Origin of the sequence: Paraburkholderia sp. FT54, assembly GCF_031585635.1 — a bacterium.
Lineage (GTDB): Bacteria > Pseudomonadota > Gammaproteobacteria > Burkholderiales > Burkholderiaceae > Paraburkholderia.
This window is the reverse complement of record NZ_CP134195.1, coordinates 548,275-563,270: the sequence shown is the minus strand read 5'-3', so window position 1 is coordinate 563,270 and position 14,996 is coordinate 548,275. Positions and strand designations below refer to the sequence as shown.

At 64.3% G+C, this 14,996-nt stretch carries 16 protein-coding genes; 10 read left to right on the top strand and 6 right to left on the bottom strand.

Annotation, left to right across the window (positions count from 1 at the left end):
• Positions 1 to 31: 31 nt before the first annotated feature.
• The 4 genes from aroE to mpl form a co-directional block, all read right to left on the bottom strand.
• On the bottom strand, positions 32 to 895 hold the full coding sequence (gene aroE, locus RI103_RS02615) for a shikimate dehydrogenase (RefSeq protein ID WP_310813883.1): 864 nt from the start codon (positions 893 to 895) through the stop codon (positions 32 to 34).
• Positions 892 to 3,009, bottom strand: a complete 2,118-nt coding sequence (locus RI103_RS02610; protein WP_310813882.1) for an RNB domain-containing ribonuclease — start codon at positions 3,007 to 3,009, stop codon at positions 892 to 894. Before RI103_RS02610 ends, aroE begins: the two co-directional genes overlap by 4 nt.
• A gap of 178 nt (positions 3,010 to 3,187) precedes the next feature.
• The gene (locus RI103_RS02605; protein ID WP_310813881.1) at positions 3,188 to 3,790 is read right to left on the bottom strand and encodes a YqiA/YcfP family alpha/beta fold hydrolase; all 603 of its coding nucleotides are present in this window, start codon (positions 3,788 to 3,790) and stop codon (positions 3,188 to 3,190) included.
• Positions 3,787 to 5,181, bottom strand: coding sequence for a UDP-N-acetylmuramate:L-alanyl-gamma-D-glutamyl-meso-diaminopimelate ligase (mpl, locus tag RI103_RS02600; RefSeq protein WP_310813880.1), 1,395 nt, complete (start codon positions 5,179 to 5,181; stop codon positions 3,787 to 3,789). Before mpl ends, RI103_RS02605 begins: the two co-directional genes overlap by 4 nt.
• Before the next feature lie 275 nt (positions 5,182 to 5,456).
• Here mpl and RI103_RS02595 point away from each other — a divergent pair, with 275 nt between their 5' ends.
• From RI103_RS02595 to RI103_RS02550, 10 genes are all read left to right on the top strand, one after another.
• Positions 5,457 to 6,110 (top strand): UDP-N-acetylmuramate--alanine ligase, encoded by a 654-nt coding sequence (locus RI103_RS02595; RefSeq protein WP_310813879.1) that lies wholly within the window; start codon positions 5,457 to 5,459, stop codon positions 6,108 to 6,110.
• Between the two features lie 13 nt (positions 6,111 to 6,123).
• Complete coding sequence (locus RI103_RS02590; protein ID WP_310813877.1) at positions 6,124 to 6,672, top strand: TlpA disulfide reductase family protein; 549 nt, start codon at positions 6,124 to 6,126, stop codon at positions 6,670 to 6,672.
• Positions 6,673 to 6,866: 194 nt separating this feature from the next.
• Positions 6,867 to 7,322: a type II 3-dehydroquinate dehydratase gene (aroQ, locus tag RI103_RS02585; RefSeq protein ID WP_310813876.1), complete on the top strand. Its 456-nt coding sequence runs from the start codon at positions 6,867 to 6,869 to the stop codon at positions 7,320 to 7,322.
• A gap of 68 nt (positions 7,323 to 7,390) precedes the next feature.
• Positions 7,391 to 7,864 (top strand): acetyl-CoA carboxylase biotin carboxyl carrier protein, encoded by a 474-nt coding sequence (gene accB, locus RI103_RS02580; protein ID WP_310813875.1) that lies wholly within the window; start codon positions 7,391 to 7,393, stop codon positions 7,862 to 7,864.
• A gap of 117 nt (positions 7,865 to 7,981) precedes the next feature.
• Positions 7,982 to 9,349, top strand: a complete 1,368-nt coding sequence (accC, locus tag RI103_RS02575) for an acetyl-CoA carboxylase biotin carboxylase subunit (protein ID WP_012434380.1) — start codon at positions 7,982 to 7,984, stop codon at positions 9,347 to 9,349.
• 3 nt (positions 9,350 to 9,352) lie between these two features.
• On the top strand, positions 9,353 to 10,255 hold the full coding sequence (prmA, locus tag RI103_RS02570; protein WP_310813874.1) for a 50S ribosomal protein L11 methyltransferase: 903 nt from the start codon (positions 9,353 to 9,355) through the stop codon (positions 10,253 to 10,255).
• Between the two features lie 48 nt (positions 10,256 to 10,303).
• The gene (locus tag RI103_RS02565) at positions 10,304 to 11,614 is read left to right on the top strand and encodes a DUF3426 domain-containing protein (protein ID WP_310813873.1); all 1,311 of its coding nucleotides are present in this window, start codon (positions 10,304 to 10,306) and stop codon (positions 11,612 to 11,614) included.
• A gap of 73 nt (positions 11,615 to 11,687) precedes the next feature.
• On the top strand, positions 11,688 to 12,188 hold the full coding sequence (gene tpx / locus RI103_RS02560) for a thiol peroxidase (protein WP_134457779.1): 501 nt from the start codon (positions 11,688 to 11,690) through the stop codon (positions 12,186 to 12,188).
• A gap of 95 nt (positions 12,189 to 12,283) precedes the next feature.
• On the top strand, positions 12,284 to 13,222 hold the full coding sequence (locus RI103_RS02555; RefSeq protein WP_310813872.1) for a carbohydrate kinase family protein: 939 nt from the start codon (positions 12,284 to 12,286) through the stop codon (positions 13,220 to 13,222).
• A 26-nt stretch (positions 13,223 to 13,248) separates the two neighbouring features.
• Entirely contained in the window at positions 13,249 to 13,725 is a 477-nt protein-coding gene (locus RI103_RS02550; protein ID WP_310813871.1) for a glycine zipper 2TM domain-containing protein, read from the top strand.
• 249 nt (positions 13,726 to 13,974) lie between these two features.
• Here the strand turns inward: RI103_RS02550 and RI103_RS02545 are convergent, their stop codons facing one another.
• Both RI103_RS02545 and RI103_RS02540 read right to left on the bottom strand, forming a co-directional pair.
• A complete protein-coding gene (locus RI103_RS02545) occupies positions 13,975 to 14,592 on the bottom strand; it encodes a histone H1-like DNA-binding protein (RefSeq protein WP_012434386.1) in 618 nt (205 codons plus the stop codon).
• Between the two features lie 30 nt (positions 14,593 to 14,622).
• Positions 14,623 to 14,949 carry a hypothetical protein gene (locus tag RI103_RS02540; protein ID WP_132372986.1) on the bottom strand — a complete coding sequence of 109 codons (327 nt, stop codon included), beginning with the start codon at positions 14,947 to 14,949 and terminating at the stop codon, positions 14,623 to 14,625.
• Positions 14,950 to 14,996: the final 47 nt, after the last annotated feature.

Here is a 14,996-nt window from a genome sequence, read left to right as displayed (position 1 = left end):
CGGGAAAGTGCTTTAACGTAGTACGCGGGCGTTAGGTGTGCGACGGCGCCGTCAACAGCGCCCGCAATTCGGCCAGCACCGGCGCACCGTCAGGCCGCACACCGCGCCACACGTAAAACGATTCAGCCGCCTGCTCGACCAGCATGCCGAGACCATCGGCACCACGCGCGCCGAGCTTCCGCGCGTGTTCCATGAAAACGGTCGGATGCGCGCCGTACATCATGTCGTAGGCGAGCGTGCCGTTGCCGAACGCGCCGTCGTCGCACTCGGGCAACGAAGCATCCAGACTGCCCGCCGTCGCGTTGACGATCACGTCATACGCACCCGCTTCGATCGCTCGTGCGCTGCCGCCGCTCAGACGGCACGCGGCATCGCTCGCGGCTTGTGCGAACTGGTCGACCAGCGCCTCGGCCTTCTGCGCCGTGCGATTGACGATGGTCAGCGTATGCGGCGCGCGATCAAGCATCGGCGAAATCACGCCACGCGCGGCGCCGCCCGCGCCCAGCAACAGAATGCGCGCGCCCTTCAACGACACGCCGAGATTCACCTCGATGTCGCGCACGAGACCGAAGCCGTCGGTGTTGTCGCCATAAACACCATTCGCGTCGATGCGCAACGTGTTCACCGCGCCCGCCGCCGCCGCGCGCGGCGAGAGCGTATCGGCGAACGCATGCGCGTCAAGCTTGAACGGCACAGTCACGTTCAGGCCGCGCCCGCCTGCTTCAATAAAAGCCCGCACGTGCGGCACGAATGCGTCGACAGGCGCGAGCAGATGACCATACTCGACAGGCTCGCCGGTTTGCGCGGCAAAGCGTCCATGAATGAAGGGCGATTTACTATGGCCGACCGGGTTGCCGATCACCGCATAGCGGTCGCGTGAATCCTGAGTGCTCATCGTCCCGGCTCCGCAATGTGCTGATGGGTTGCGGCACCGTCCGCGCCATCACTGTTTTCGGCGTCGTCCTTCACCGCAGCCGCGTCGTTGCCGTCGAGTTCGGCTTCGGCCTGCGCCTCGGCTTCGCCTTCGGCGCTCTCATCCGGAGCGTCGATGATTTCCTCTTCGCCCTCGTCCGCTTCTTCAGCCTCGCTGCCGCTCGTCACGGTCGGCGCGTCGAGCACGTGCAGGAGACGCACGGACGCCTCGACGGTCAGTTCGTCGAGCGACATCACTTCCATCTGCAAACGCGTGCCGCGCGCGTGCACGCCGAGGCCCGGCACGTGAAGCAGCAACGGAATCTCTTCGAGACGCACCAGATCGCCCTTCACCACCGACGCCACCACCTGCTTCCGGTTCTCCTGCTTCAGCCAGCGCAGACACCAGAAGTACTCCATGCGCCGCTGATGATCGGCGTACGCGGTGTACGTGTCGTCGAACCCTTGCACGACGGCGAACAGATCGGCGTCTTTGGGCTTGAACGGCGCAGCCAGCTTGGCGGTCACGCCATGCTGTACGCACGCGATCAGCTGCCACTGGTTCACGAGATCGACGTAACGACGCAGCGGCGACGTGCTCCACGCGTACTGCGTGACGCCGAGGCCTTCGTGCGGCGCGGCGTTGGTCTGCATGCGCGTGCGCTTGGGACCGGTCGGCGCGCCGAATGCGCGCTGCGTGCGATAGATGCCCGGCACGCCATGGTCATGCAGAAACGCGCCCCACGACGAGTTCGCGAGAATCGCCAGTTCGGCGACGATCGTGTCGAGCGGCGAACCGCGCCGGCGCGGCGTGATCGTGATGTGCTCGCCTTCCACGTAGAAGTTGAAGTCGGTATTGCGCTGCACTTCCCGACGCAAACCGTAACCGGCACGCGCGGTCTGACGCTTTTCGAACAGCGCCTGCGCGAACGGCCACAGCACAGCGATATCTTCCTTGTGCGCATAGTCGCCGGTGCCGGCGGCGAGCGCCTCTTCAGTGACCAGTTCGTCGAGCGTGTTGTGGCGCAGGTTGTTCTTCACGAACACGCGCTCGGCGCGCGTTTCGCTCGCGACGATCTCCTGCGTCTCACGATTCACGATCACATACAGCGAGAGCGCCGGACGCAAACCGCCTTCGGCCAGCGTGAACGCTTCGACGACGCTGTCGGGCAGCATGGTGATCTTGTCGCCCGGCATGTACACGGTCGACAGACGCGTGCGCGCAATCGCATCGACCTCGTCGCCACGCTGAATGCCAAGCGCCGGCGCGGCGATGTGCACGCCGATCCGCACACGGCCGTCGGCCAGATGCTCGACGGAGAAGGCATCGTCGATTTCAGTGGTGGTGATGTCGTCGATCGAAAACGCCTGCACGTTCGCTTCGGGCAGATCTTCCGGCAAGGTGCCGACGGCGACCGGCGGAAAGCCGGTGCCGTGCGGGAAGAACTCGGAAAGGAATTTCGCCTCATGCAACGCGCGCGCCGACGGAATGGCGCCGTTTTCAAGCATCAGACGCGCCTGGGAAATACCGCGTGCCGCCGCGGCGCCTTCCAGCGCCTTGTATTCGATCGTGTTCTTGTCGGGCCTGGTGAGAAGTCCCAGCGCCTTGCTGCCAGTGAAAGCTTCCGGCAAACGCCCGGCTTTCAGCTCATCTTCGTAGCCAGCCTGCACCAGCGCCTGCTGACGCTTGCGCTCCAGTCCGGCGAGCGCCATCTTCAGTTGCTCCTGCGGCGCGCGCTGATACATGCCGCGGCCCTTGCGGCGGAAGTACACCGGCGAGCCATGCATGCGCAGCACCAGCGCGGCGCGCTCGATCGAGCCGAAACGCTCGCCGAAGTACTCGGCGCCGAGCGTGGCGAACGGGAATTCGTCGTCAGGCGCGCATTCCCACAGGAAGTCCAGATCGATCTCCTGCGCGGCGGCCTCGGCCTGCTGCATCAGTTCGGCCGCACTCGGCTTTTCGAACTCGATCAGCACATCTTTCGCGCGCACCTTGGCGCGGCGCCCGCCGGGCAACTCGACCTGAAAAGCATCGCCCTGGCGCGACAGCACGCTGCCCGCCTTGAAACTGCCCGATTCCTCGAAGAAAACGTTCACTCAATACTCTCGTTCTGACTTGCATCTGCCGGCGCGCCCGATCCTGCTTGGCGATCGGTCACTGCGTGCGCGGCACGGCAACGTGTTCGTGATAGTGGATCCGCGGCGCGATACGCGCGCGCCGGCGGCGGTATGAATCTGTTGCGCGGCAATCGCCTCGCTGCCCGAACGCGCGGCCTCAGGCGGCTTCGCGCGGCGCGGGCGGCTCGACGTCTTCCGCGTCGCAAAAGGCCAGCACCTCGTCGACGTATTGCGCGAACTCGCTGATCGCGTGGTCGCTCCCTTCGATCAGCGTAGTGCGTGCGCCGGGATAGTGCGCGAGCATTTCGCGGTAGTCGAGCACTTCGTCGCCGGTGGCGGCCATCAAATAATAGCGTTCGGGCCGCGTGATCGACGCGACGCCGAGCGCGCGCAACTCGTCCAGATGATGCGGCTCGACGACGATACTGCCCCCACCGTGCCACAACGGCTGCTCGCCGAGATAGGCGCTGAGATCGCGCTGCGGTACGACCGCCGGGTTGAGCAGCACCGCCGGCCAGCCATGCTTTTCCGCGAGATGGGTGGCGAAATAGCCGCCGAGCGAGCTGCCGATCAGCGTGACGTTTTTCGGCTGGGCGGCGGCCACCAGCGATTCGGCGAGCGCCACCGTCTCGAACGGCGAAACCGGCAGCACCGGGCAGCACCATTCGTCGCTGCGGCCAAGCTCGACGAGCCGCGCCGCCAGCACGCGCGCCTTGAACGAATTGGGTGACGAGCGGAAACCGTGCAGATAAAGGATCACGAAGCGCCTCGCGCGGAAAGAGCGTCGAGCAGTTTCTGATGCACGCCGCCGAAGCCGCCGTTGCTCATCACCAGAATCTGGTCGCCGGGGCGCGCTGCGTGGACTACTGCTTTGACCAGCGCGTCGAGATTGTCGAAAGCCTGCGCTTTGCCGCCAAGCGGCGCGAGCGCCTCGCCGAGATTCCAGCCGAGCGCGTCGCGACCGGTCGGCGCGCCGTAGCCGAATACGAGATCGGCCTCGGCGAGACTGGCCGGCAATTGCGCTTTCATCACGCCGAGCTTCATGGTGTTGGAGCGCGGCTCCAGCACGGCAAGAATCCGCGTATTGTCGCGGCCCACACGGGCGCGCAAGCCGGCCACGGTCGTATCGATAGCGGTCGGATGATGGGCGAAGTCGTCATAGACGGTCACGCCGTCGACGCTGCCGCGCACTTCCATACGCCGTTTGACGTTGCGAAAGCTCGCCAGCGACCGGGCGGCCTGCGCCGGCGGCACACCGACATGGCGCGCGGCGGCAATCGCGGCCAGCGCGTTCATGCGGTTGTGCTCGCCTTGCACCTGCCACTCGACCACGCCGACGCGCTCGCTGTTGTGATAGACAGCGAAACGCTCGTCGACCGGCACGCCGTCTTCCGCCGGCAAGGTTTGCCAGCCGCCCTGCACGCCGAAGCGCTCGACTTCGCTCCAGCAGCCGCGCGTCAGCACGCGCTCGAGCACGTCTTCACGGCCGTTCGTCACGACGCGGCCGATGCCCGGCACGGTGCGGATCAGATGGTGGAACTGCGTTTCGATCGCGGCCAGATCCGGGAAGATGTCCGCATGATCGAACTCGAGGTTGTTCAGAACCGCGGTCTTGGGCCGGTAGTGCACGAACTTCGAGCGCTTGTCGAAAAAGGCCGTGTCGTACTCGTCGGCTTCGATCACGAAGAAGCTCGAATCGGTCAGCCGCGCCGAAACGCCGAAATTCAGCGGCACGCCGCCGATCAGAAAGCCCGGATTGAGGCCGGCGTCTTCGAGCAGCCAGGTCAGCATGGAGCTGGTGGTCGTCTTGCCGTGCGTGCCGGCCACCGCCAGCACCCACTTGCCGTTCAGCACATGCTCGCCGAGCCACTGCGGGCCGGAGACATACGGCAGGCCGCGGTCGAGAATGGCTTCCATCAGCGGGTTGCCGCGCGAGACCACATTGCCGATCACGAACAGGTCCGCGTTCAGGCCGTTCAACTGGTCCGCGTCGTAACCTTCTATCAGCCCAATGCCTTGCGCCTCGAGCTGCGTGCTCATGGGCGGATAGACGCCGGCGTCGCAACCCGTCACGGTGTGGCCCGCGCCGCGCGCGAGGACCGCGAGACCGCCCATGAACGTGCCGCAGATACCGAGGATGTGGATGTGCATAAGCCTGTCGTGCCGCGCGGGCGTTTTTCCTGGAAGGGCCCCTAACCTGCCGCTTCGCGCCAGGCCCCCGAGGGGGCAAGAAAACCTGGGGCGGCCCAGCGTTTCCTTGAGAGGGATGGGAGCGCAGAAGAGCGGCCGAAACGACCGTCTGCAAAGGACGCTATTGTAACCGACGCCTCCGGATCGCCCTATGCGCGCGCGCCCGCGCAACCTTGCCCGGCGCGCGCTGCGACCCGCCAGGAAAGGCCGTCATCAATCTCTAGTATGATCGAGGGATGGTTCGCAAATCACACTTCGATCCGCAGCGCGTGCGCGAGGAAATCGCCATTGCGGCTGCGCGCATGATCGCCGAAGACGGTCTGGACTACGCCACGGCGAAGCGCAAAGCGGCCCGGCAAGTTGTCGGCGAGAGCCGCGTTGCCGGCGAATGGCTGCCGGATAACGACCAGATTGAAGAAGAAATCCGGGAATACCAGTCGCTGTTCCAGGGCGACAGTCAGCCCGTGCTGCTGCGGCGACTGCGCCGCATTGCGGTCGACTGGATGGAGCGGCTCGCGCCGTTCAATCCTTATCTGACAGGCGCAGTGCTCGGCGGCACCGCCGGCGAACACTCGGACATTCACCTTCAGGTGTTCTGCGACAATCCGAAAGAAGTCGCAATCTATTTTCTGAACGCCGACATTCAGTACGACGTCTCCGAAACGCGGCACTTCGCCGGCCGCGGCTACGTCGAGACACTCAGCTTTCTTTGGCGCCCCACGAATGAAGGGCGCGAGGCGGAACCGGTCGGCGTGCACGTGGCGCTCTACGAAACGGACGACCTGCGCGGCGCGGTACGCGCCGACGCGCGCGGCCGCACGGCGCGCGCCAACCTGCAAGCCGTGCAGACGCTGCTCGACGGCAGCGACGTCGCTCCTTCAACCAACTAGACTGACCAAGAAGATGAATATGAGACGGATTCTGGCGGCCGCATGTGTTGCCATCGTCGCCGCGGGCGGCGGTGTGCTGGCCAACCATTGGCTGAACGGCAACGCCGAAGTGGCGCACGCTGCGCAACCGGCCTCCTCCGAAAGCGCGGTCGCGCAACTGTGGGCCGCGCCTGTCACGACCGTGGACGGCAAGCCGCAAACGCTAAGTTTGCTCAAAGGACACCCAATCGTCGTCAACTTCTGGGCGTCGTGGTGCGGCCCCTGCGTCGAAGAAATGCCCGCGCTGTCGCAACTTCAGCGCGACTACGCGAAAAAAGGCATCCAGTTCGTCGGACTTGGCGTTGATTCGGATAAAAACGTTCAGGCGTTCCTGCAGAAAGTGAAGGTCGCGTATCCCGTCTATGTGACCGGCTTCGGTGGCGCCGACCTCGCGCGCGCGTTCGGCAATACTGCGGGCGGGCTGCCTTTTACCGTCGTAATCGACGCAAAAGGCAACATTCGCTCGACAAAATTAGGACAAATCGACCCGCAAGCGCTGAAACAAACCCTCGACGCGCTCTAAATTTCACATTCTTTTGAGACTCAATTAGCGCTCAAACGCGAGAAAATAGGCGCAAATCGGCCGGTTTTGAGAGAAGATAGGCACCCGCAGCGGCGGCAAAACGACGCTGCAATCGCTCCGTACGCGCGGGAAACTAGACAAGTTTCTCTAATCAGCGCTAAAGTGCGCCCAATTCCACGGAAAAAGAAGCGACCATGACTCGACTGCTGGTACTGCACGGGCCCAACCTCAACCTTCTCGGCACCCGGGAACCCGAGGTTTACGGTCGCGTGACCTTGCCACAGATCGATCAGGCGCTGGCGGACCGCGCAGCGGACGCGGGCGCCGAACTTGCGTCGTTCCAGAGCAATCACGAAGGCGCTCTGGTGGACCGCATCCAATCCGCGCGGACTGAAACAACCGATTTCATACTGATCAATCCCGCCGCGTACACGCACACCAGCGTGGCCATTCGGGACGCACTGGCGGGGGTCGGCATCCCGTTCGTCGAGATTCATCTGTCGAACGTGCATCGTCGCGAACCGTTCCGGCATCACTCGTATTTCTCCGACCAGGCTGAGGGCGTGATTTGCGGCCTCGGCTGGAAGGGATATCTGTACGCGCTCGAATTCGCGCTCGACCGGCTGTCCGCCGGCTCGTCGCGCGGCTGATTCCAAACACGTCTAATTTGCGCCGGCTGCGCACGCGCCGGCACTCTACGCATTAAAGGGGCTGCCTGATGGATCTACGTAAACTGAAAACTCTGATCGACCTCGTCTCGGAGTCCGGTATTTCCGAACTCGAAGTGACCGAGGGCGAAGGCAAGGTCCGCATCGTCAAGAATGCGCCGCCGGTTTACGTGCAACCGTCCGCCTCGTACGCGCCGCAGTACGCGCAACCGGCGCCGGCAATCGGTGGCGAAGCGCCGGCCGCTGCCGCAGCCGCCGCGCCGGCCACGCCGGCCGCCGTTGCGCCGCAAGGCCATGTGGTGACCTCGCCGATGGTCGGCACCTTCTACCGCGCGCCGTCTCCGGGCGCCGATCCGTTCGTCCAGGTGGGCGACACGGTCAAGGAAGGCCAGACGATCTGCATCATCGAAGCGATGAAGCTGCTCAACGAAATCGAGTCGGACAAGTCCGGCGTGGTGAAGGAAATCCTCGTCGAAAACGGTCAGGCGGTCGAGTACGGCCAACCGCTGTTCGTGGTCGGCTGACGCGGCACGCTTTGCGCATGCCGCCCGCGCGCCGTCGTCCCCAGGCGCGCGACCGATCCTCTGAGGCAGCCGGCGTTGTGATCAACCCGGCGCCCATTGATGAGTCGAAAACCCGCTATGTTTGAAAAAATCCTCATTGCCAATCGTGGCGAGATCGCGCTTCGTATCCAGCGCGCCTGCCGTGAACTCGGCGTCAAGACCGTCGTCGTTTATTCCGAAGCCGACAAGGAAGCCAAGTACGTGAAGCTCGCGGACGAGGCGGTCTGTATCGGCCCGGCGCCTTCGAACCTGAGCTATCTGAACATGCCCGCGCTGATCAGCGCGGCGGAAGTCACCGACGCCGAAGCGATCCACCCCGGCTACGGCTTCCTCTCCGAAAACGCCGACTTCGCCGAACGTGTCGAACAGTCCGGCTTCACCTTCATCGGCCCGCGCCCGGAAACGATCCGGATGATGGGCGACAAGGTCACGGCCAAGCAGACCATGATCAAGACCGGCGTGCCTTGCGTGCCGGGTTCGGAAGGCGCGTTGCCGGAAGATCCGAAAGAGATCGTGAAAATTGCCCGTCAGGTCGGCTATCCGGTCATCATCAAGGCGGCCGGCGGCGGCGGTGGCCGTGGCATGCGCGTGGTCCACACGGAAGCGGCGCTGGTCAACGCGGTCAACATGACGCGCGAAGAAGCCGGCCGTGCGTTCGGCAACCCGCAGGTCTACATGGAGAAATTCCTGGAGAACCCGCGGCACATCGAAATTCAGGTGCTGGCCGATTCGTTCAAGAACGCCGTGTGGCTGGGCGAGCGTGATTGCTCGATGCAGCGCCGTCACCAGAAAGTGATCGAAGAGGCGCCGGCGCCGGGTATCGCGCGCCGCCTGATCGACCGCATCGGCGATCGTTGCGCGGACGCCTGCAAGAAGATGGGCTATCTCGGCGCGGGCACGTTCGAGTTCCTGTACGAAAACGGCGAGTTCTACTTCATCGAGATGAACACGCGGGTGCAGGTCGAGCATCCGGTCACAGAACTGATCACGGGCGTCGACATCGTGCAGGAACAGATCCGCATCGCGGCCGGCGAGAAGCTCGCCTTCCGTCAGCGCGACATCGTGTTCAAGGGTCACGCGATCGAATGCCGCATCAACGCGGAAGATCCGTTCAAGTTCATTCCGTCGCCGGGACGTCTGACGTCGTGGCACATGCCGGGCGGCCCCGGCATCCGCGTCGACTCGCACGCCTACAATGGCTATTTCGTGCCGCCGAACTACGATTCGATGATCGGCAAGCTGATCGCTTACGGCGCCACGCGCGAGCAGGCGATCAAGCGCATGCGCATCGCGCTGTCGGAGATGGTGGTGGAAGGCATTCAGACCAACATCCCGCTGCACCGCGAGCTGATGCTGGACGCGAAATTCGTCGAAGGCGGCACCAGCATTCATTACCTCGAAAACCGGTTGGCCGCGAAGCTGCAGGCCGCGCCGGAAGAAGCGTAACTCATGAGCTACCGGGAACTGATCGCCGAGCTGGCGCGCGAGCACGCGGAGGAATTCTCCGACGCGCTGCTCGAGTTGGGCGCATTGTCCGTGTCGGTCGAAGATGCGGACGCCGACACCCCCGACGAGCAGCCGCTGTTCGGCGAGCCCGGTCTTACGCCGGATCGCACGGCGTGGCAGCGTTCGCGCGTGATCGCGCTGCTCGCGCCGGAACATGAGCCGGCCGTGTTGCTCACCGCCGCGGCTAATGAAATTGGTCTGGAGGCTGCGCCGTCGTTCACCGTGCGTGAAGTCGAGGATCAGGATTGGGTGCGGCTCACGCAGTCGCAGTTCGATCCGATCAAGATCGGCGAGCGCATCTGGGTCGTGCCGTCGTGGCACGATGCGCCGGACCCCGAAGCACTCGTGCTGGAACTGGATCCAGGCCTCGCCTTCGGCACCGGCAGCCATCCCACCACGCGGCTTTGCATGGAATGGCTGGAACAATCGGTGCAGTCTGGGCAATCCGTGCTCGACTACGGCTGCGGTTCCGGCATCCTCGCGATCCTCGCGAAAAAGTGCGGCGCGAATCCTGTGTACGGCATCGACATCGATCCGCAAGCGGTCGAGTCGGCGCGTCACAACAGCGAGCGCAACCGCGCGGAAGTCACCTACGGTTTGCCCGACGAATGCCCCACCGGCGAGTTCGATATCGTGGTCGCCAATATCCTGTCCAACCCGCTCAAGCTGATGGCCTCGATGCTCTCGTCGAAGGTCAAGCCGGGCGGCAAGATCGCGCTGTCCGGCATTCTGGCGCGGCAAGCGGACGAAGTCGCGCAGGTCTACGCACGATGGATCGACATCAGCGTATGGCGCGAACACGAAGGTTGGGTGTGTCTGTCGGGAACCCGTCGCGAAAGCCATTAGAATAAGGCGTATTGTCCAACCAACGGCCTTCCGGCTTATCGGCTCAATATGCTCCTGGCAACACGTTGCCCCTTCTGCGAAACCGTCTTCCGCCTGCAAACGGAACAACTTGCGCTGCGCCGTGGCCTGGTGCGCTGCGGGCATTGCCAAGAAGTATTCGACGCGTCGAGCAGCCTGTTCGACATCAGCGAAGGCGGTGATTTTTCCACCGCCAAACCGGTCGCCGCTGCCGCGGCGATCGAAGCGCTCTCAGGCGTGCGGCCGAAAGGCCCCGACTTCAGCGCTGAAGCATGGGACCCCTGGGCGCCGGCACCCGACGCCGCCATCGACAACCGTCTGCGCCATCACGCCGGCAACGTGCCGCTCACGCCGGTCTCCACCGGCGCGGGCGTCGCGGTCACGCCGCGTCACGCTACGGAGCCCGAACTGCCGCCTGGCGCATTCACCGTCCCGAACCCGCCCGACGAGGAACCGCTACTGGCGGACGCGCCGCTCGACCCGTTCGCCTATCACCTCGATCCGCCCGAAGAAGCAGCGCCGCGAGTCTGGCACAGGACCGAGCGCGCTTCCGATGCGCCGCCGGACGAGCCGCTCGAAGAGCCAGTCCTGGACGAACCGGTTACCTTGTATGGGATTCCTGACAATGAGCCGCGTTTCGGCGCGGCCGGCTTAGGTGCGACCGGCCCAAGTGCGACCGGCTCGGGCGCGGCGAGCGTAGGCGCGGCTGTCGGCGCAGGCGCGGCGGGCTTTGCTGCTGCCGTCCCGGCCGCCACTACTGGCCCGGTCTCCGCGAGCGGCGAGCCCTTCTCCGTGCAGCCGGTCAACGACGGCCCTGATCCCTTCCCCGTGGTGCGCGAGACCCGCCCGCCCGAACCGCGGCGCATGGGCTGGATCATCGCCGGTTCGGTGGTGGCGGCGCTGTTGATCATCGCGCTGCTCGCGCAGCTCGCCTGGTGGCAACGCGAAACGGTGATGGTGTACTTCCCGCGCTCGCAGACGCTCTATGCGAAGGCCTGCTCGACGCTCGGCTGCCAGGTCACGCCGCCGCACGACATCGACGGCTTGCAGGTCGAGCCGTCCGATCTGCGGCAGATCGACGGTCCGCACAAGCTCGAACTGAAGATGCCGCTGCGCAACCGCTTCAATATTGCACTCGCCTATCCGGCCATCGAACTCACGCTGCTCGACGACCAGAACAACGTCGCGGTACGCCGCATACTGTGGCCGCAAGACTACGTTCCGCCCGGCACGCCGATCGCGGCTGGCCTGCCCGCGCATACGACCCAGACCATGATCGTGCATCTCGACACGGGCAATGCGGTCGCTTCCAATTTCCGCGTACAGATTTTTTATCCGTAACGCGTCCTCGCGCGCCCGGCATTGACCGGGCGCGTTCACCGTCATTACTGACGAATTTTCGGAGCACGACAACATGAGTCAAGTTACGCTGGGTGGCAACCCGATCGAAGTAGCCGGCACGTTCCCGTCGGTGGGCCAGGCCGCTCCCGCTTTCTCGCTGGTCGGCAAGGATCTGAAGCCGGTGTCGCTCGCCGATTTCGCCGGCAAGCGCAAAGTGCTGAACATTGTCCCGAGCCTCGACACGCCGACCTGCGCCACCTCGACCCGCAAGTTCAACGAAGCCGCGGCCAAACTGACCAACACGGCCGTGATCGTCGTGTCGGGCGATCTGCCGTTCGCCGCGTCGCGCTTCTGCACGACGGAAGGCATCGAGAACGTCGTCACGGCGTCCACGTTCCGCGGCCATGAGTTCGCGCAAGCCTACGGCGTTGACGTGACGAGCGGCCCGCTGACCGGCCTGACGGCACGCGCCGTGGTGGTCGTCGACGAGAACGACAAGGTCGTTCACGCTGAACTGGTCGGCGAAATCAAGAACGAACCGAACTACGACGCAGCCCTCGCCGCGCTGAAGTAAAACCTTCGCGCACGAACCCGGCGCCGCGCTTCATGCGCGGCGCTGTCACATCGTCGCGCCCATTCTCTTTATCGTTTTTTACAGGAACGCTCGCCTTGGCTACGCTGATTTGCGGCTCGCTCGCCTACGACAACATCATGACCTTCGAAGGCCGGTTCCGGGAGCACATCCTGCCGGAGCAGGTCCACATCCTGAACGTCAGCTTTCTCGTGCCGACCATGCGCCGCGAGTTCGGCGGCTGCGCGGGCAACATTGCCTACTCGCTGCATCTGCTGGGCGGCGACGCGCGCATCATGGGGACGCTCGGCTCGGTCGACGCGCAGCTCTACATGGACCGGTTCAAGCAGCTCGGCCTGTCGACGGAGAGCGTGCTGGTGGTGCCGGACGCCTATACGGCGCAGGCGATGATCACCACGGATCTGGAAAACAATCAGATCACCGCATTCCACCCCGGCGCGATGATGCAGTCGCATCTGAATCGCGCCGACGAGGCCAAGGGCATCACGCTCGGCATCGTCGGGCCGGACGGCTACGACGGCATGATCCAGCACGCCGAGCATCTGGCGGCCGCGGGCGTGCCGTTCATCTTCGATCCGGGCCAGGGCCTGCCGCTCTTCGACGGTGCTTCGCTGCAGCGCATGATTGAACTCGCTACCTATGTAGCGGTCAATGATTACGAAGCCAAACTGGTGAGCAACAAAACAGGTTGGTCGATCGAAGAGATCGCCGGCAAGGTCGAGGCGCTGATCGTCACGCTCGGCGAGCAAGGCGCGCAGATCCATCACGCGGGCGGCATCGAAGAGATTCCGGCGGTCAAGGCACGGCAAGTGCTCGATCCCACAGGTTGCGGCGACGCGTTCCGCGGCGGTTTGCTCTACGGCATCGAGAACGAGCTCGGCTGGGCTACCACAGGGCGTCTCGCGAGCCTGATGGGCGCGCTGAAGATCGAACACCAGGGCCCGCAAAACTATGCGCCCAGCCGGACCGAGATCAACGAGCGGTTCAAGCAGGCGTTCGGATACGACCTGCCGTAGTACCGAGAGCTATTGGAGTTTAGGGAATGAGAACAACGAGTCGCCTGGTCGTGGCCGTCTTGATTGCCGGCTCGCTGGCCATGTCGGGGTGTGCGTACAACAGCAGCTCTGCGGACGTTTACACGGCGTCGCAGGCGCAGCGTGAAGAAACGGTCCGCATGGCCACCGTCGACAGCGTGCGCGCCGTGAAGATCAGTTCGAACAACGGGCAGCCGAGCGGCATCGGCGCGATCGGTGGCGGCGCCCTGGGTGCGGTGGCCGGCAGCACGATCGGTGGCGGCACCGGCTCGATCATCACGGGCATTATCGGCGGTCTGGCGGGCGCGGTGGCCGGCAATGCGGTCGAGAACGGCGTCGCGGTGCGCGACGGTCTCGAGATCACCGTGCTGCTCGATAACGGCGACATGCGCGCCATCACGCAAAGCGCCACCGGCGAGATCTTCCGCGCCGGCGAGCGGGTGCGGCTGCTCTCCAGCGGTGGCGTCACGCGCGTCACGCACTAAGTTTCCCCTCTCGCGCGGCGAGGCTGTCTGCCGCCGCGACGACCTCACACGCATGCCCTCCCCTGTGCATGCGTTTTTTTTCGCCTGCAAGTTTCTCGCCGGTGAATTGTTCGGGCGAAAAAAATCCCGTCGCCGGAAACCGGCAACGGGACCCTGACCGAGTAGCGCTCGCCACGTTACTCAAGCGCTACTCGATCATCGGACACATCATGCGACGTGTCTAAGTGCTTCTACCGCTCAGCGTCCAACTTACGGACGGCTGCCCGTCGGGAACGGCCATGCCGCTGCCGGGTTCAGCGCGGTCTTCACCGTCGCCGCCGGTGCGCTCGAGACAGAAGTCGCAGCGGGTGCAGGAGCCGCCTTCTTGGCGACAGCCTTCTTCGCAGGGGCAGCCTTCTTGGCAGGAGCAGCGGCCTTCTTCGCGGCAGCCTTCTTGGCAGGCGCAGCCTTTTTAGCGGCAGCCTTTTTCGCGGGCGCAGCCTTTTTAGCAGCAGCCTTTTTCGCAGGCGCAGCCTTCTTGGCAGCAGCCTTCTTAGCCGGCGCAGCCTTCTTCGCTGCTGCCTTCTTGGCCGGTGCTGCCTTCTTTGCTGCAACCTTCTTCACAGCGGCTTTCTTAGCCGGTGCTGCCTTCTTCGCCGCAACCTTCTTCACTGCGACTTTCTTGGCAGCAGCCTTCTTGGCCGGAGCGGCTTTCTTCGCTGCAACCTTCTTGGCCGGTGCTGCCTTCTTCGCTGCAACCTTCTTCACTGCCACTTTCTTGGCAGCGACTTTCTTTGCCGGAGCAGCTTTCTTAGCCGGAGCAGCCTTCTTTGCTGCGACCTTCTTGGCTGCGGGTTTCTTAGCGGCGGCTTTTTTTGCAGTTGCCATCATTTTCTCCTTCAGGTTTTCAGATGAGAGTCAGTTCAAACTACACCCTTCGTCAAAACCCGCTTCCCGCGGACGCTTCTCAGGGCGCGCGCTACGAAGCGGGCTATTCATCGGCGTACGCAGGTGCTGCGCGCTTACGCTAATGAATGCGGTAAGGCGCGCCGTGCCAAAAGGCACCGCGCGCCAGATCTGTTCGGCGTGAAAGCTCAACGCCGGCAATTGCTTGATCGAGCCGCCGGCAATCACGCCAGCGGCTTTTTCCGGGGGGAAGTTTGCCCATCCCACTGAAGGGTTCGCAAAGTGCCTGTCATAGTTGTGGGCCGCGAAGGCACGCGGCGCACCGGGCATGCTTTGCATCAGGCGGTTCTGCTCCTAGCCAAAATTGCCGCGGCCCCAGCCGACGG